The organism is Solimonas marina, from assembly GCF_012241385.1.
Lineage (GTDB): Bacteria > Pseudomonadota > Gammaproteobacteria > Nevskiales > Nevskiaceae > Solimonas > Solimonas marina.
On sequence record NZ_JAAVXB010000004.1, the window covers coordinates 266,709 to 283,297 of the forward strand.

General features: G+C 67.1%; 17 protein-coding genes and 1 other RNA gene. 10 read left to right on the forward strand and 8 right to left on the reverse strand.

Going from position 1 to position 16,589, the window contains the following annotated elements:
* Nucleotides 1-50 precede the first annotated feature (50 nt).
* The 3 genes from G7Y82_RS21890 (at nt 51) to tsaB (ending at nt 3,401) form a co-directional block, all read left to right on the forward strand.
* A complete protein-coding gene (locus G7Y82_RS21890) occupies nt 51-602 on the forward strand; it encodes a tetratricopeptide repeat protein (protein WP_168147808.1) in 552 nt (183 codons plus the stop codon).
* A 7-nt stretch (nt 603-609) separates the two neighbouring features.
* A complete protein-coding gene (gene yoaA, locus G7Y82_RS09540) occupies nt 610-2,523 on the forward strand; it encodes a DNA repair helicase YoaA (protein WP_168147809.1) in 1,914 nt (637 codons plus the stop codon).
* A 179-nt stretch (nt 2,524-2,702) separates the two neighbouring features.
* A complete protein-coding gene (gene tsaB / locus G7Y82_RS09545; protein WP_168147810.1) occupies nt 2,703-3,401 on the forward strand; it encodes a tRNA (adenosine(37)-N6)-threonylcarbamoyltransferase complex dimerization subunit type 1 TsaB in 699 nt (232 codons plus the stop codon).
* Between the two features lie 10 nt (nt 3,402-3,411).
* On the opposite strand, the gene G7Y82_RS09550 is transcribed toward tsaB, so the two are convergent.
* The 8 genes from G7Y82_RS09550 to G7Y82_RS09585 all read right to left on the reverse strand — a co-directional run bounded on the left by G7Y82_RS09550 (nt 3,412) and on the right by G7Y82_RS09585 (nt 9,253).
* Nucleotides 3,412-3,819, reverse strand: coding sequence for a DUF6691 family protein (locus G7Y82_RS09550; protein ID WP_168147811.1), 408 nt, complete (start codon nt 3,817-3,819; stop codon nt 3,412-3,414).
* Nucleotides 3,816-4,259: a YeeE/YedE family protein gene (locus G7Y82_RS09555; RefSeq protein WP_168147812.1), complete on the reverse strand. Its 444-nt coding sequence runs from the start codon at nt 4,257-4,259 to the stop codon at nt 3,816-3,818. The genes G7Y82_RS09550 and G7Y82_RS09555 overlap by 4 nt, the downstream gene beginning before the upstream one ends.
* Before the next feature lie 28 nt (nt 4,260-4,287).
* Nucleotides 4,288-4,575, reverse strand: a complete 288-nt coding sequence (locus G7Y82_RS09560; protein ID WP_168147813.1) for a cyd operon YbgE family protein — start codon at nt 4,573-4,575, stop codon at nt 4,288-4,290.
* Nucleotides 4,572-4,691, reverse strand: a complete 120-nt coding sequence (cydX, locus tag G7Y82_RS09565) for a cytochrome bd-I oxidase subunit CydX (protein ID WP_168147814.1) — start codon at nt 4,689-4,691, stop codon at nt 4,572-4,574. Before cydX ends, G7Y82_RS09560 begins: the two co-directional genes overlap by 4 nt.
* Before the next feature lie 18 nt (nt 4,692-4,709).
* Nucleotides 4,710-5,846 (reverse strand): cytochrome d ubiquinol oxidase subunit II, encoded by a 1,137-nt coding sequence (cydB, locus tag G7Y82_RS09570; protein ID WP_168147815.1) that lies wholly within the window; start codon nt 5,844-5,846, stop codon nt 4,710-4,712.
* An 11-nt stretch (nt 5,847-5,857) separates the two neighbouring features.
* Nucleotides 5,858-7,423 (reverse strand): cytochrome ubiquinol oxidase subunit I, encoded by a 1,566-nt coding sequence (locus G7Y82_RS09575; RefSeq protein ID WP_168147816.1) that lies wholly within the window; start codon nt 7,421-7,423, stop codon nt 5,858-5,860.
* Nucleotides 7,413-7,640, reverse strand: a complete 228-nt coding sequence (gene cydP / locus G7Y82_RS09580; RefSeq protein WP_168147817.1) for a cytochrome oxidase putative small subunit CydP — start codon at nt 7,638-7,640, stop codon at nt 7,413-7,415. The genes G7Y82_RS09575 and cydP overlap by 11 nt, the downstream gene beginning before the upstream one ends.
* A gap of 308 nt (nt 7,641-7,948) precedes the next feature.
* The gene (locus tag G7Y82_RS09585; RefSeq protein WP_168147818.1) at nt 7,949-9,253 is read right to left on the reverse strand and encodes a sigma-54 interaction domain-containing protein; all 1,305 of its coding nucleotides are present in this window, start codon (nt 9,251-9,253) and stop codon (nt 7,949-7,951) included.
* 244 nt (nt 9,254-9,497) lie between these two features.
* On the opposite strand from G7Y82_RS09585, the gene G7Y82_RS09590 reads away from it, so the two are divergent.
* The 7 genes from G7Y82_RS09590 (at nt 9,498) to ffs (ending at nt 16,584) form a co-directional block, all read left to right on the forward strand.
* A complete protein-coding gene (locus G7Y82_RS09590; RefSeq protein WP_168147819.1) occupies nt 9,498-10,382 on the forward strand; it encodes an MBL fold metallo-hydrolase in 885 nt (294 codons plus the stop codon).
* A gap of 30 nt (nt 10,383-10,412) precedes the next feature.
* The gene (locus G7Y82_RS09595; RefSeq protein ID WP_168147820.1) at nt 10,413-12,080 is read left to right on the forward strand and encodes a bifunctional protein tyrosine phosphatase family protein/NAD(P)/FAD-dependent oxidoreductase; all 1,668 of its coding nucleotides are present in this window, start codon (nt 10,413-10,415) and stop codon (nt 12,078-12,080) included.
* 2 nt (nt 12,081-12,082) lie between these two features.
* Nucleotides 12,083-12,907, forward strand: coding sequence for a sulfite exporter TauE/SafE family protein (locus tag G7Y82_RS09600; protein WP_168147821.1), 825 nt, complete (start codon nt 12,083-12,085; stop codon nt 12,905-12,907).
* A gap of 107 nt (nt 12,908-13,014) precedes the next feature.
* A complete protein-coding gene (locus G7Y82_RS09605; protein WP_168147822.1) occupies nt 13,015-14,643 on the forward strand; it encodes a PgaA family protein in 1,629 nt (542 codons plus the stop codon).
* The gene (gene pgaC / locus G7Y82_RS09610; RefSeq protein ID WP_168147823.1) at nt 14,640-15,896 is read left to right on the forward strand and encodes a poly-beta-1,6-N-acetyl-D-glucosamine synthase; all 1,257 of its coding nucleotides are present in this window, start codon (nt 14,640-14,642) and stop codon (nt 15,894-15,896) included. Before G7Y82_RS09605 ends, pgaC begins: the two co-directional genes overlap by 4 nt.
* Entirely contained in the window at nt 15,893-16,378 is a 486-nt protein-coding gene (gene pgaD / locus G7Y82_RS09615; protein ID WP_168147824.1) for a poly-beta-1,6-N-acetyl-D-glucosamine biosynthesis protein PgaD, read from the forward strand. The genes pgaC and pgaD overlap by 4 nt, the downstream gene beginning before the upstream one ends.
* A 109-nt stretch (nt 16,379-16,487) precedes the next feature.
* Nucleotides 16,488-16,584: signal recognition particle sRNA small type (ffs, locus tag G7Y82_RS09620), an RNA gene on the forward strand.
* Nucleotides 16,585-16,589: the final 5 nt, after the last annotated feature.

The window sequence follows — 16,589 nt, forward strand, 5'->3', positions numbered from 1 at the left end:
GTGGCACCGTTACAATGGCCGGGTCCCAAGCCTCTGCCGGTGCTCCCGTCGTGCGTTCGAAGCTGATCGTCATCCTGCTGGTGTCCCTGTTGGCCGCGTGCCAGACGACGACCGGTACTCACAAGGTCTACCCGGGGACGACCGGTCCCGAAGCCGAGCCGTTGACGCCGCCGCCACCAGCGGTCGAGGCCAAGCCGATCGAGCCGCCGCCAGCGCCGCCGAAGCCGGTCTATCCGCAGAGTGCCAGCGAAATCAGCGGCGCCGCGGTGACGTCGCTGATGAAGAAGGCCAACGAATATCGCGCCGCCGGTCAGCCCGATCAGGCCGCCGGCGTGCTCGAGCGCGCGCTGCGCATCGAGCCGCGCAACTACTTCGTCTGGTCGGCGCTCGGCCAGGCGTATCTGGCGCAGAAGAACTATGCGCAGGCCGAGTCGGTTGCACAGAAGTCGACTGCTCTGGCGCGCGGTAACTACTACGTGGCGCTGGAGAACTGGAAGACCATCCAGGCGGCGCGCATGGCGCGTGGCGATGCCGCTGGTGCGGCACTGGCCGGCGCCCAGGTCGCGTCACTGCAGGCGCAGATCAGCGGCGGCACGCCCTGAAACGGCGGTGACGCCGGAAGAAACGGCCGAACTGCTCGGGACCGGCGGACCGTTCGCCGATCTGCCGGGCTTCGCGCCGCGCGCGCCGCAGCAGCAGATGGCGTCGGCCGTCGCCGATGCCTACGAGCGCGCATCCAGCCTGATCGTCGAGGCCGGCACCGGCACCGGCAAGACCTATGCATATCTGGTGCCGGCGCTGATGTCCGGCAAGCGCACGCTGGTGTCGACCGGCACGCGCACGCTGCAGGACCAGCTCTTCCACCGCGATCTGCCGCGCGTCCGCGACGCGCTGCGCGCACCGGCGCGCGTCGCGCTGCTCAAGGGCCGCGCCAACTACCTGTGCCTGTATCGCATGAAGCGCGCACGGGGGTTGCCGGCGCTGCGATGGGCCTGGGACCGGCTGCGCGCGATCGAGGACTGGGCGCGGCGCACCGTGGCCGGCGAGATCGCCGAAATGGGCGAGTTCGGCGGCGAGGACGCGCTGGTTCGGCAGATCACGTCGACGGCCGACAACTGCCTGGGCAGTCGTTGCGACGATTTCGAGAAATGCTTCGTTGCGCAGGCGCGGCGGCGCGCGCAGGGCGCCGATCTGGTGGTCGTCAATCACCACCTGCTGCTGTCGGATTTCGTGCTCAAGGACCAGGGCTTCGGCCAGATCCTGTCCGGCAGTGACGCCATCATCGTCGATGAGGCGCACCAACTGCCGGAGCTGGCCGCGCAGTTCTTCGGTCGTCGCGTGTCGACGCGCCAGTTGCAGGAACTGGCGCGCGACGTACAGGCCGCTTCGCAGCTGCACGGCGATCTGGCCAACGTGACCGAAGCTGCGCAAGTCTTTTCCGGCGACGTCACGCGTTTCGAGATGCTGTTCTCCGGTCAGCCGCAACGCCAGCCGCTGCAGGGCTTTCTCGCCGACCGCGAGCGTCACGCCACGGCCGGGCAGGTCGGCGAGTCGCTAGCTGCGCTGCGTCACCTGCTGTCGCCGCTCGAAGAACGCAATGCCGAATTCTCGTCGGCGCTCGAACGTGCCGTCGGCCTGTGCGAGCGCTGGCAGCATGTGCTCGACGCACAGGAAAACGACGATGGGCGCGAGGTGCGCTGGGTCGAGGCGCTGCAGCGTGGCGGCAGTCTCAATGCGACGCCGATCGAGGTCGCCAGCGATTTTCAGCGCATGCGCGAGACCTATCCGGGCACCTGGCTGTTCACGTCGGCGACGCTGGCAGTCGGCGACGACTTCAGCCATTTCAGCCAATCGCTGGGTCTCGACGATGCGCAACAGCTGCGCCTCGACAGCCCGTTCGACTACGCCACGCAAGCGCGTCTGTATCTGCCGCGCGGGCTGCCCGAACCCAATGATCCGTCCTATTCGAATGCCGTGGCTGCCGCCGCGCTGCCGGTCATCGAGGCGGCCGGCGGCGGCGCGTTCGTGCTCTGTACGAGCTACCGTGCCCTGCGACAGATCGCCGAGCGCTTGCGCGCGCAGCTCGATCTGAAAGTATTGGTGCATGGCGAGGACAGCCGCTCGGCGCTGCTCGACGCGTTCGCCGAGGACGGCAATGCGGTGCTGGTCGGTACCAGTAGTTTCTGGGAGGGTGTCGACGTCAAGGGCAGTGCGCTGCGTGTGGTCATCATCGACCGCCTGCCGTTCGCCGCGCCGGGCGACCCGGTTTTCGAAGCCAAGCTCGACGCCGTGCGCCGACGTGGCGGTACGCCGTTCTTCGAACTGCAATTGCCGGAGGCGATCGTCATGCTGCGCCAGGGTTGCGGCCGCCTGATCCGCGATCCGGATGATCGCGGCCTGTTGATGCTCTGCGATCCACGCATCGTGTCGAAGTCGTATGGGCGACGGGTGGTGACGAGCTTGCCGAAGATGACGGTGGTGCGGGAGCTGGAGGCGGTGAAGGGGTTTTTGGCGACCTTGTGATCAGCCGCTGCTGTTCTTGATCGAGCCTTCTGTTTCGCGCTGCGGCGCGACATGAAAGGTTCGGACAAGCCTTCGAGCGGACGGCGCCAGCTGCGTTTCTGGCGAGCCCCTTACATCGCGACAACGCAGCCGCTCGCGTACCATCCCGCGCCACCGCATCAAAAAGCACGCCGCACCCGATGAATATCCTCGCCCTCGATACCGCCACCGAAGCCTGCTCCGCCGCCCTGCAGGTCGCCGGCCGGACGCTGGCTCGTTTCGAGATTGCCGGGCGCACGCATACGGAAAAGCTGGTGCCGATGGTGCACGGCTTGCTCGCCGAGGCGGGGATCGGCTTTGCGCAGCTCGATGGCTATGTCTGCGGTGTCGGTCCCGGCAGCTTCGCTGGCGTGCGGATCGGCGTCAGCTTCGTCAAGGGGCTGGCGCTCGCGCACGACCGGCCCGTGGTCGACGTGTCGTCGCTGGCGATGCTCGCAAGACCGCCGCTGGCGCTCGGCGCGCAGCAGGTGACCTGTGCGATCGATGCGCGCATGAACGAGGTCTATGTCGCAGCCTATCGTCGTAGCGCAGACGGCTCGCCGGAAGCGCTGCTCGACGAGCAGGTCTGTGCGCCCGCCGATGTGCCGGCGGTTGCCGGCGCTGCGGTGGCGGTCGGCAGCGGCTGGGGCAGTTACGAGTCGGCGCTGCGCGCGGCGGTCGGTGCCGATTTGAGCGCTATCGACGCGGCGGCGTTGCCGACGGCAGCCGATGCGCTGGCATTGGCCCTACCGCGCTTCGCGGTCGGTACAACGATCAGCGCTGCGGCGCTGTTGCCTCGCTATCTGCGCAACAAGGTGGCGTTGACGCTGAACGAACAGCGCGCCGCGCGCCGCGGCTGAGCGGTCCGCTCTACGGCGCCAGCTTGCGCTGCAGCCACATGCCGGCGATCAGCGCCGCGCAGAAGATCAGCGTGCCGGGATGCAGGGCCGACAGTGCGGCGATCGCCGGGCCGGGGCAGTAGCCGGCCAGGCCCCAGCCGGCGCCGAACAGCAGTGCACCGATCAGCAGCCGCTTGTCGATGTCGCGCCGCGTCGGAATCTGAAATTTCACGTCGAACAGTGGACGGCTGCGCCGCGCGGCGATGGCGAACGCCGGGAATGCGACCAGCAGGCCGCCACCCATCACGAACGCCAGACTCGGATCCCAGCGGCCGGCAAGGTCGAGGAAACCGAGCACCTTTTCCGGCTGCGTCATGCCACCGATGGCAAGTCCGGCGCCGAACAGCAGACCGGCGATCAGGGCCACGAGCTGGTTCATGGCGCGTCCCCCAGCAGGTGACGGACGACGTAGACGGTGACGAAGCCGGCGACCATGAACGTCGCCGTGGCGATCAGCGAGCGTGGCGACATCCGGCTGATGCCGCAGATGCCGTGGCCGGACGTGCAGCCGCTGCCGAGTCGCGTCCCGAAGCCAACCAGCAGGCCAGCACCGATTAGCCACGGCACGCCGACGCTAGGGGCAGCGGCTGCCAGTCCCGGCTTGATCAATGCGACCAAGCCGGCACCGGCAATCAGGCCGACCACGAACAGTGCACGCCAGCCGCGATCGCCGCCTCGTTCGAACAGCAGGCCGCCGGCGATGCCGCTGATGCCGGCGATGCGGCCGCTGCCGAGCAGCAGCACGGTGGCGGCCAGGCCGATCAGCAGCCCGCCGATCAGGCTCAGCAGCCAGCTGTGAACGTCGACGACCACATCCATGCGCGCTTCCCCGTATTGCGACGAAAGATCAGGCGCCGATGATAGCGAGGCGCAGCACCGTCAGGGCACCAGCGAGCGCGCACGCCCAGCCCGACAGCAACCAGCGCGGCACGCGGTGCTGCGGCACGAAGCCGACGCCACGGACGATGCCGGCCGCCATCGCCCAGCCGGCCAGCGTCGCCGCAAGATGATCGGCGTGGCCGCCGGCGTCGGTAAGCAGGCGCGGATCGGCCGTGAGGCCGATCATCAGCGCCAGCCCGACCAGCAGCGCCGGCCAGAACAGAGCCGTGTCGCGCGGGGCGCTGCGCGTGGTCATGGCCCCGGCTCCTCGTGGCCGTTGCTGCGGCCTTCCTCGTTCTCGCCCCACATCGCATTGAGGATGGCCAGCAGCACCGCGAAGCCGACGCCCAGAATCCAGCTGAAATACCACATGGTGTGCTCCTTGATCGCTTAGTAGGCGCTGTGCGCGTTGCGGCGGATCTGCTCGTCAGTGACCTTGCCGCGCATCACGCGATAGGCCCAGGACGTGTAGACGATGATGAGGGGCATGAAGATGATCACGGCCCACAGCATGATGCCCAGCGTCAGATGGCTGGAGACGCTGTCCCAGACCGTCAGGCTGGCATTCGGATGCGTCGAAGACGGCATCAGGAACGGGAACATCGACACGCCGGCGGTGCCGATCACGCCGGTCAGCATGATGGACGAGGCGATGAACGCCAGGCCGGTGCGGCCGGCGCGCAGCAGCAGCAGCGCCAGGATCGCGCCGACATAGCCGAGCACCGGCACCAGGATCGTCGCCGGCACGTGCCGGTAGTTGGCGAACCAGGCGCCAGCCTCGCGCACGACCGTCTTCGCCAGCGGGTCCGGCATGCCGGACGGGTCGAGTGCCGAGGTGATCACATAGCCCTGGATATGCGTCAGCCACAGGCCGGCGGCGCTGAAGCCGAGCAGCACGACCAGGCCGGCGCCGTAGGCGGCGAGCTTGGCGCGCTGGGCGATGGCAGCTTCGGTGCGGTGTGCCAGGTAGACCGCGCCGTGCAGCGTGATCATCGCGCTGCTGACGATGCCGCAGAGCAGGGCGAACGGATTCAGCAGCGCCCAGAACGAGCCGGTGTAGGTCGACATCAGGTTGTCGTCGAAGCCGAACGGTACGCCCTGCAGCAGGTTGCCGAAGGCGACGCCGAAGATGATCGGCGGCACCGCGCCACCGACGAACAGGCCCCAGTCCCAGGTCGAGCGCCAGCGCTGGTTGTGAATCTTGCTGCGGTAGTCGAAGCCGACCGGGCGGAAGAACAGTGCCCACAGCACCGCCAGCATCGCCCAGTAGAAGCCTGAGAATGCGGTGGCGTAGATCAGCGGCCAGGCGGCGAAGATCGCGCCGCCGCCGGTGATGAACCAGACCTGGTTGCCGTCCCAGTGCGGGCCGACCGTGTTGATGACGACGCGGCGCTCGACATCGCCGCGGCCGACGAACGGCAACAGGGTGCCGACGCCCATATCGTGGCCGTCCATGATGGCGAAGCCGACCAGCAGCACGCCGACCAGCAACCACCAGATGATTTTCAGTGTTTCGTAATCGAACATGACGTGATTCCTCAGTGGGCGTCCGCGAGCGCGGGCTCAGAGCTGTAGCGACCGGTGCCGAGGCTGCCGGGCCCCTGGCGCGCGAAGCGCACCATCAGGTACATCTCGACGATCAGCAGTACGGTGTAGAAGCCGACGAAGCCGGCCAGCGAGCCGTACAGGCTGCCGACGCTGAGCGTGGATACCGACATGTGCGTCGGCAGCACACCGTAGATCGTCCACGGCTGGCGGCCGTATTCGGCGACGAACCAGCCGAGTTCGCAGGCCAGCCACGGCAGCGGCAACGACCACAGCGCCCACTTCAGCAGCCACGGGCGCTTGCCGGAGTAGGGACGCAGCGTCGCCCACGCGCAGGTGGCGAACAGCGCCAGCATCAGGAAGCCGATGCCGACCATGAAGCGGAAGCCCCAGAACATCGGCGTTACCCGCGGAATCGTGTCGTCGACGGCGCGATTGATCAGCTCCGGCGTGACCTGGTCGAAGTCGGTGACGTACTTGCGCAGCAGCAGGCCGAAGCCGAGATCCTGCTTATGCAGCTCGAAGACCGTCTTGGCTTCGGTGTCGCTGCGATTGGCGCGCAGCTTTTCCAGCGCCTTGGCCGCTTCGATGCCGGACAGGATGCGTTCGCGATTCTTGGCCTTGATCTCGAGGATGCCGGGAATCTGCTGGCTGACCGAGCGTGTGCCGATCAGGCCCATGACCCACGGAATCTTCACCGCCCAGTCGTTCTTCTGCTGGGCTTCATCTGGCCAAGCGATGAGGTTGAACGACGCCGGCGCCGGTTCGGTCTCCCACATGGCCTCCATGGCGGCGAGCTTGGTTTGCTGTGCCTCGCCGACCGTGTAGCCGGACTCGTCGCCGAGCACGATCACCGAGCAAACGGACGCGAGCCCGAACGCAGCGGCGATGCGGAAGCTACGCTTGGCGAACTCGACGTCGCGACCGCGCAGTAGATACCAGGCGGAAATCGACAGCACGAACATCGCGCCGGTCACGTAGCCGGCGGAAACCGTGTGCACGAACTTGGCCTGCGCCACGGGGTTGAAGATCACCGACCAGAAGTCGGTCAACTCCATGCGCATGGTGTCGTAGTTGAATTCGGCGCCGACCGGATTCTGCATCCAGCCGTTGGCGATCAGAATCCACAACGCCGACAGGTTGGTGCCGATCGCCATCAGGATCGTCACCAGCAGATGCTGCGGCTTGGACAGTCGGTCCCAGGCGAAGAAGAACAGGCCGATGAAGGTCGATTCGAGGAAGAACGCCATCAGGCCTTCGATCGCCAGCGGTGCACCGAAGATGTCGCCGACATAGTGCGAGTAGTAGGCCCAGTTCGTGCCGAACTGGAACTCCATGGTGATGCCGGTGGTGACGCCGAGGGCAAAGTTGATGCCGAACAGCTTGCCCCAGAAGCGGGTCATGTCCTTGTAGATGACCTTGCCGGTCATCACGTAGATCGACTCCATGATGACGAGAATCCAGACCATGCCGATGGTCAGCGGCACGAACAGGAAGTGGTAGAGGGCGGTGGCCGCGAACTGTAGTCGCGACAGATCGACGAGATGCTCACTGATCATGGCGGGCGCTCGGTTGGGTAGAGGTGGACGGAGAGTCGTCGTGGCCGAAGATGCTGGCCGCGGTTCCTGCGGTGTCGACGTGCACCTGCTGTGGGTGAATGAACCACTGCCACAGCAAGGCGAGCACGATCAGCTTGATGACGATCACCCAGACGATCTCGCGCTTGAGCCGGCGGTCGCCGGCGGCAGCACGGGGAATGGCGGAGGTTGGCGGCATCGTCGACGGCATCCGGGAAGTTGCGGAACGCGCGCATGGTCGGAGCTTCGGCCGGCCGTCACCATGACGCCGGTCAAGTCGGGCGTCGCCTGATCTGTGTTGGATGGGGCCTGGGGTCATCGCCGCTTCCTGGTGGACGTGCGGGACCCGAAGATCACGACCCGTGCCAATCGGACGCTTGCTGTTTAGGCCTTATGAATCAATCGAGTGGCGACTTCGACGCGGTGCGGCGCGCTGCTGCCGGACTGCCGATGGCAGTGCGGTGGCAGTTTCTGGCAGCGACATGGCAGCCGCAGCCGGTGCAGCACTCAGCCGAGTCCGAGCTCGCGCAGGCGTCGGTACAAGGTGCGTTCGCTCATGCCCAGGTGCGCGGCCAGCTCGCTGCGCGTGCCATTGAAGACCTCCAGCGCATGCGCCAGTTGTGCCCGATCATATTGGCGCCGTGGCCGGCCGCCGGCCGGCGCCGTCGTCAGCGCGTGCTGCAGCTCCGGCGGCAGGTGCGCGGCGTGAATCACGCCGTCGTCGGCGAACAGGCGAGCGCGTTCGAGCACATTGCGCAGCTCACGGACATTGCCGGGCCATGCGTGCAGGCTCAGCAGCTTCATCGCGTCGTCGGCGACGCGCGGTGCGCCATGTCCGGCGATGCGCTGCAGCAGGCTGTCGACCAGCAGCGGCAGATCCGCCGCGCGTTCGCGCAGCGCCGGCAGGTGCACCGGAAACGCGCTGATCCGGTAGTAGAGATCCTGGCGGAAGCTGCCTGCGGCGACCATCGCCGTCAGCGGTTTGTGCGTGGCCGAGACCAGGCGAAAGTCGGCGCGCAATGGCTCGACGCCGCCGACGCGACGAAAGGTGCCGGACTCGATCAGGCGCAGCAGCTTGACCTGCATCGGCAGCGGCACGTCGCCGATCTCGTCGAGAAACAGGGTGCCGCCATGTGCGGTTTCGACGAGGCCGATCTTGCGCTGCGTGGCGCCGGTGAACGCGCCTTTTTCATAGCCGAACAGTTCGCTTTCGAACAGCGATTCGGTCAACCCCGTGCAGTCGACGACCACCAGCGGGCCGCGTGCGCGATCGCTGCTCTCATGCAGGGCGCGCGCGAACAACTCCTTGCCGGTTCCGGATTCGCCCTGCAGCAGCACCGGGATCTGCGACGGCGCAGCGCGCTGCAGCGCCGACAAGGCTTCCTTGAAAGTCGGCGAGCGGCCGACCAGACCGTGCCGCTGCGGTTGAGCGGATGCGACGGCGACGCTGCTGAGACGCTCGACGTAAGCGACCAGCGTGCCGTCGGCATCGAGGATCGGCCGCAGCTCGACGTCGACGTGCTCGGGGCCGCGCGGCGTGTGGTGAATATGCAGCACGCGATCGGGGGCCAGGCTCTCGCTGGCCTTGCGCATCGGGCAATGCTCGCCGGCCTGGTCGCACGGCACGCTGTACTGGTGCGACACGCGGAAGCACTTGGCGCCGATCGGCGCCTTGCCGGAGGTGGCGAACTGCCGCTGATAAGCGGTGTTGGCGGCGAGGATGTTGTAGTCGGTATCGAGCACGATGGTCGGCTGCGGATCGTGCTCCAGATACGAAATCAGCGACTGGACTTGCGGGGCGGCAGTGCTCATATGCGGTCGGCTCGGCGGCGGCGGCAGTGTCCGCCAAGGCTGCCAAAAACTGCCAGAGGCTGCCAGTTCCGCCGCCATTGTCAGTGCCAATCTGTTCTCCAAGGGGCAAACCTTGGAAATTTAAAGTCAATCAGTACAGTGATTTGCTGTGATTCTTTGCATGCCACGGCAGCTGGCATATGTCTTGAAATAAAAAGCACATGCTGGCAGCTCGCGCTGCCCGAAATCTCATGGAGGTGATCGCGTGTCCGCGTCCAGCAACATCCAGATTGAAGCGTTTTTCGACAAAGCGACATGGACGGTCAGTTATCTGCTGCTCGACCGTTCGACGAAGCAGTGCGCACTGATCGACAGCGTGCTCGACTACGACCCGAAGTCCGGGCGCACGCGACACGAATCGGCCGATCGCCTGATCGCCCGCGTTCGCGAGTTGGGCGCTACGGTGCAGTGGTTGCTTGAAACGCATGTGCACGCCGACCATCTGTCGGCGGCCGGCTACCTGAAGGAACACGTCGGTGGCCAGCTGGCGATCGGCAGCCACATCACCGCGGTGCAGGACGTGTTCGGCAAGCTGTTCAACGCCGGCGCCGGCTTTGCGCACGACGGCAGCCAGTTCGACGTGTTGTTCGACGACGGCCGCGAATTCAGGATCGGCAGCCTGAAAGCGCGCGCGATGCATACGCCGGGTCACACGCCGGCATGCATGACCTATGTCGTCGAGGATGGCGACGAAACCATCGCCTTCGTCGGCGACACGCTGTTCATGCCGGACTACGGCACGGCGCGCTGCGATTTTCCCGGCGGCGATGCACGGACCTTGTATCGCTCCATCAACAAGGTGCTGAGCCTGCCGCCCGCGACGCGGTTGTTCATGTGTCATGACTATCTGCCCGGCGGCCGCGAGCTGAAATACGAAACCACGGTTGCCGAGCAGCGTGCGCAGAACATTCACGTGCGCGACGGCATCAGCGAAGAGGCGTTCGTGGCGATGCGCCAGGCGCGCGACGCGACGCTCGACATGCCGGTGCTGATCCTGCCGTCGGTGCAGGTCAACATGCGCGCCGGCCATTTGCCGGAGCCGGAAGACAACGGCGTGCGCTATCTGAAGATTCCGCTCAACGCGCTCTGAGCGGCGGCCCCTGATCGAAGGAAGACCATCATGCACGTTCGTACCCTGACCCAGGATCTGTCGGTGGCCGGCCAGATCAGCGCCGCCGACATTGCCGAGCTGGCCGCGCGCGGCTTTCGCAGCGTGATCTGCAATCGCCCGGACGGCGAGGGCCCGGATCAGCCGACCCACGAGGAGATCGGTCGCGCGGCGCAGGTCGCGGGGCTGGGCATGCGCTATCTGCCGGTCGAGTCCGGCAAGGTCGACGATGCCACGGCGCAGCAGTTCGGCGAGTTGATGCGCGAGCTGCCGAAGCCGGTCTTCGCGTACTGCCGCACCGGGACGCGCTCGGCGACGCTGTGGGCGCTGTCACAGGCCGGCGAGCGGCCACTACCGGACATCCTCGAACGCGCACGGCGCGCTGAATACGATCTGTCGGCCGTCGTGCGCCGCATCGCCAACGGCGGCCGCACGCCGCTGACGCATACCGATGCGCAGCACCAGATCGTCATCGTCGGCGGCGGCGCCGCCGGCATTGCCACCGCGGCCAGTCTGTTGGCGCGTGATCCGAAACTCGACATCGCCATCGTCGATCCGGCCGACGTGCACTATTACCAGCCGGGTTGGACGCTGGTCGGTGCCGGCGTCTTCCAGCCGGCGCAGACCGCGCGCACCCTGGCGTCGCTGATTCCGCGCGGCGTGCATTGGATCAAGGCTGCGGTCGCGGCGTTCGAGCCGCAGGCCAACTCGCTGTTGCTCGACGGTTGCCGCGTGGTGCGCTACGAGCAGCTGATCGTCTGTCCCGGCCTGAAGCTGAACTGGGCCGGCATCGACGGCCTCAGCGACACGCTCGGCCGCAACGGCGTGACGTCGAACTACCGCTACGATCTGGCGCCTTACACCTGGGAACTGGTGCAAGGTCTGCGCAAGGGGCGGGCGCTGTTCACGCAGCCGCCGATGCCGATCAAGTGCGCGGGCGCGCCGCAGAAGGCCATGTACCTGTCTTGCGATCACTGGCGGCGCATGGGGGTGCTGTCGCAGATCCAGACCGACTTCTACAACGCTGGTGGCGTGCTGTTCGGCGTCGCCGACTATGTGCCAGCGTTGATGGAATACGTGAAGGCTTATGGCATCAACCTCAACTTTGGGCAGACGCTGGTCGCGGTTGACGGGCCGGCGCGGCGCGCGACCTTCGCGCGCGCGCTGCCGGATGGCGGCCGCGAAACCTTCGAGCGCGAGTTCGACATGCTGCATGTGGTGCCGCCGCAGACGGCGCCGGATTTCATACGCGTCAGTCCGCTGGCCGATGCCGCGGGCTGGGTCGACGTCGACCCCGCCACGCTGCGCCACCGTCAGTACATCAACGTGCATGCGCTCGGCGACTGCACGAATACCAGCAACGCCAAGACCGCAGCCGCCGCGCGCAAGCAGGCACCGGTCGTCGCGCACAACGTGCTGGCCGCGCTGGCCGGTCGTACCGAAGCCGCGCAGTACGACGGCTATGGTTCGTGCCCGCTGACGGTCGAGCGCGGCAAGATCGTGCTCGCCGAGTTCACCTATGGCGGCAAGCTGGCGCCGAGCTTCCCGAGCTGGCTGCTCGACGGCCGCAGACCGACTCGTGCGGCGTGGTGGCTCAAGGAGCGCATCCTGCCGCCGTTGTACTGGCAAGGCATGCTCAAGGGCCGTGAGTGGATGGCGCAGCCCGAGCTGGTGGGCTGACGATGCCGGATCACGCGCTGCTCGGCGCGGGGCTGGGCGCCATTGTCGGTGCGATTCTGGCGCTGACCGGCGCTGGCGGCGGCATCCTCGCCGTGCCGCTGCTGGTCTTTGGCCTCGGCCTGTCGATGGCGCAGGCGGCGCCGGTCGGTTTGCTTGCCGTCGGGCTGGCGGCCGCGCTGGGCGCGGCGCTGGGTCTGCGTGAGGGCATCGTCCGTTACCGCGCTGCCGGATTCATCGCGCTGATCGGCGTGGTCTTCGCGCCGGCCGGACTGTGGTTGGCGCACCGGGTGCCGAACGCGCCGCTGGCGTTCGCGTTCGCCGCGCTGCTGCTGTACGCGATGCAGCGCATGTATTTCAAAGCGCGCCGTGAGTTGAGCGGCGACGCTTTGCAGGCGCCGCGGGAGCTGCTGCCGTGCGTCGTCAATCCGGTGCAGGGACGTCTGCGCTGGACGTTGCCGTGCGCGCGCGCGCTGGCGCTGACCGGCGTGGTGTCCGGCGTGCTGTCGGGGCTGCTCGGTGTCGGCGGCGGCTTCGTCATCGTGCCGGCACTGACGCGCTATTCCGATCTCGACATGAAGAGCGTGGTGGCCACGTCGCTGGCGGTCATCGCGCTGGTGTCGGCCGGCAGCGTCGCGGCCGCGTCCGCGGGCGGAGTCATGCACTGGGGCATCGGTGCGCCGTTCGCCGCCGGCGCCGTTGCCGGGCTCGCCGCCGGACGTCTGTTCGCGCATCGTCTGGCCGGGCCGCGGTTGCAGCAGTTGTTCGCCGTGGTCGGCGTGATCGCCGCGTTGCTGCTGATCTGGCGCGGGGTCCTGGACCTGCACTGAGACGGGTTGTCCACAGACTGTGGGGCCATCATCTCCAGCGGTGTCGTATCAAATTTGCGTTGAAATTGCCGATAGGCCGAATGGGTCTATCAGGGAATTGATCAGGGATGAATCAGCGGCGCAGTCGCAATGGGGCGGCAGCGTGGATGGCGGGTGGCAGCGCGTTGGCGGTGCCGCTCCTGGCCATGCATGTTGCGGCTGCCGACCCGCGTCACGACACGACGCCAGAGAACATCGCACAACGGATCCGCACGGCGCTGCAGGCCACACCCGCTGACCGTGACGCTGCGCTGCTGGCCGCCGCCAACGATGCCGCGATGCGTGCCGCGACATTCGACGCCAGCGATGGCCGCTGGCGGCGCTTGCAGTGCGATCGCCTGTTCGCGTTGGTGCACGCCGGACAGATGACGGCGGCGGCCGGCGTCTACGATGAAATTCACGAGCACGGCGTCGCGCTGCGCCCCTATGTCGTGCCCGATGCCGTGCAGGCGCTGCGCGCACGCGGCCGCATCGATGAGGCCGAGGCGTTGGCGCGTGAGCAATTGCAGTCGACCGAAGCCGATGTCGGCGACCGTCTTGTCAGCGGCCTGTTGCTGGCCCGCATGCTGCGCTGGCATGACGACTTCGAGGGCAGCGACGCGGTGCTGCGCCAGCTCGCCGATGCACACCCCCAGGATCATGCGGTGGCCGACGAACGTGCGGCGCTGGCGCGTCAGCGTGGCCGGCCGCGCGTCGCGCTGCAATTGACGACGGGCCTCGAGCGCGCCGAAGCCTGGCTCGATCTCGGCCGCACGGACCGTGCGACGGCTGAGCCGATGCCGGCGCCACCGGCAAGCTTCGAGCGTCGCGTCGCGGCCTTGCGTGCGGCACGTGGCGAGGTGGCGCTGCGCTACGTCAACGCGCAATCACCGGCGATGTCGTCGCCGACCGGCAACACTGAATTCAGCGCCTCGCTGACCGCGGACAGCGCGCGGATCGACGATCTCTGGCGCGTCGGCGTGCACGCGCAGACGTCCCAAGCCGATTTTCAGGGCGACGTCCCGCGTGCCGACGTCGTTGGCCTGCGTCTGGTTCGGCAACTGAGCGGCGGTGAGGCGAGCCTGGAAGCCGGTCGCGCTTTCGACGCCGATGCGCCGGGCGGTTATGCGGTACTCGATGCCAGCGCCTGGGTGCGCGACACCGTGCGTCTCGGCCTGCGCGCGGCGATCGCCGATCCGGGCGGCTCGTTGCAGGCGCGCGCCAGCGGTATCACCGTCAATACCGTGTCGCTGTCCGCCAGCTACAAGCCCGATGCGCGCTGGCGCTTCGACGGCGAGAGTGGCCTCGCGCACTTCGACGACGGCAACACGCGGTGGTGGAGCACCGTGACCGGTGAGCGGCAGCTCGGTGTTGCACAGGGTTACCGCGCATCGGCCTTCGCGCAGCTTTATGCCAGTGGCAACGACCGCGATCAGCGCCCGTATTTCAATCCGCCGCGCGCGCAGAGCGTCGAGACCGGATTGATCGTCCGCTACTTCGCGACGCATGGCGTTGAGCTGCATCTGCGACCGAGCGTGGCATCGGTGTGGCAGGCCGACTATGAGCAGGTCTGGGTGCCGTCGCTGAGCGCCGGCTTGGCGCTGCCGCTCGGCGACCTGCGCTGTGATCTCGGCGGGCTGTTCTCGCGACCGGTCTATGACGGCACGCGCGAAACGCACCTGGGCGCAACGCTGTCGTGCCGTTGGGGTGCGCTATGAACCTTGCGTTCGGCCATCTCGGTCTGCTGCGCGATTTCATCTTTTTCTATCCGCTGCTGATGGCCTTCATCTGGATGGTCGGCGGCGTCTACTACTACTGGCGCCGCGAGCGCGGCCGCCCGGACTGGACCGAGCCGCCGCCACTGCGGGTATTCCCACCGGTGTCGATCCTGGTGCCGTGCCATAACGAAGGCGAGACCGTCGAGGAGACGATGGCGGCGCTGGCGCTGCAGCAGTACCCGGATTTCGAGGTCATCGCCATCAACGACGGCTCGCGCGACGACACCGGTGCACGGCTGGACGCAATGCTGTCGGACTATCCGTGGCTGCGTGTCATCCACCTGCACCGCAACGCCGGCAAGGCGGCGGCGCTGAAGGTCGGGGCAATGGCGTCGAGCCATGAGTTCTTCGTCTGTATCGACGGTGATGCCTTGCTCGAACCGCATGCCGTGCAGTGGATGATGTCGCACTTCGTCGACGGCGTGCGGGTCGGTGCGGTGACCGGCAACCCGCGCATTCGCAATCGTTCGACCTTGATCGGCAAGCTGCAGGTCGGTGAGTTCTCGTCGATCATCGGCCTGATCAAGCGCGGCCAGCGCTCGTACGGCCGGCTGTTCACGGTGTCGGGCGTGATCAGTGCGTTCCGCCGCACGGCGCTGCATCGCGTCGGCTACTGGGCCGACAACATGATGACCGAGGACATCGACATCAGCTGGCGACTGCAGCGTGATCACTGGGATATCCGCTACGAGCCCAATGCGCTGTGCTACATCCTGATGCCGGAGACGCTGCGCGGTCTCTGGCGTCAACGCTTGCGCTGGGCACAGGGCGGCATCGAGGTTTTGATCAAGGAAGTGCGCCGTCTGTTGTTCTGGCGCGAAAGGCGCATGTGGGGCGTGCTGCTCGAATTTCTGCTGAGCGTGACTTGGTCGTACGCGATGCTGCTGCTGATCGTGCTCTGGGGGCTCAGCCACGTCATCGATGTGCCGGCTGAGTTTCGCTCGGACCCGCTGCTTCCGCGCTGGAACGGGGTCGTGCTCGGCATGGTTTGCCTGACGCAGTTCGCGGTCAGTCACTGGATCGATCGGCGCTACGAACCCAAGGTCTGGCGCGGCTATTACTGGATGATCTGGTATCCGATCGCCTACTGGCTGCTCAACATGTTGACCGTGGTGGCCGGCGTGCCGAAAGCCTTGCTGCGTCGCGGCCGCGGTCGCGCCGTCTGGGTCAGTCCGGACCGGGGGCTACGATGAAAAGAGTCAGGACACTCGACGAGATCATCCCGGAGCTGATCATCGAGCGGCCGGAGCGGCAGGCGCCGTTGCAGCGCACCTTGTTCGGCACGCTGACCCTGCTGGCATGGCTTGCTTACATCTATCTGTGGCTGCCGCTGCTGACGCTGATCGCCTGGTGGTTGGCGCTGCGCACCGGCCTGCGGGTCCATGTGCTGTCGCAGGCCGCCGGCGAGATCGACTATGGCGTGCTGCTGCTGACGGCGAAAATGGTATTGCTGGCGTGTGTGTTGATGATCGGCTGGGCCGAATACAACCGACGTCGCTTTCAGGGCCGTGAACGTCGTCGCCCGATCGAGCAGATCGATGTGGGCGCCAGTGCCGCGGCCTTCGGAGTCGGCGACCACACGGCGCAACAGCTGCGCACGGCGCGCGTGGCGGTGGTGCACGTCGGCGAGGGCGCGCTGGTCGACGCGGTCGAGCCCGTCCGCGATCGGCGTTGAGGTGTAGGGGCGTTTTCACGGTCGGCCGCTGGCAGGTCGCGGCCGATTCAGGCACACTGCGCGTCCCTCGCGGTGGCCCTGCGCGATCGCGAGGTTTCGATGGTGGCCCGTGCCGGCCCTCCGCGACGGAAAACCGTGAACCCCGCCAGGCCCGGAAGGGAGCAACGGCAGCGGCGATGCCGGGCGCCGGAGTCAGCTGGTACGGGCTGCC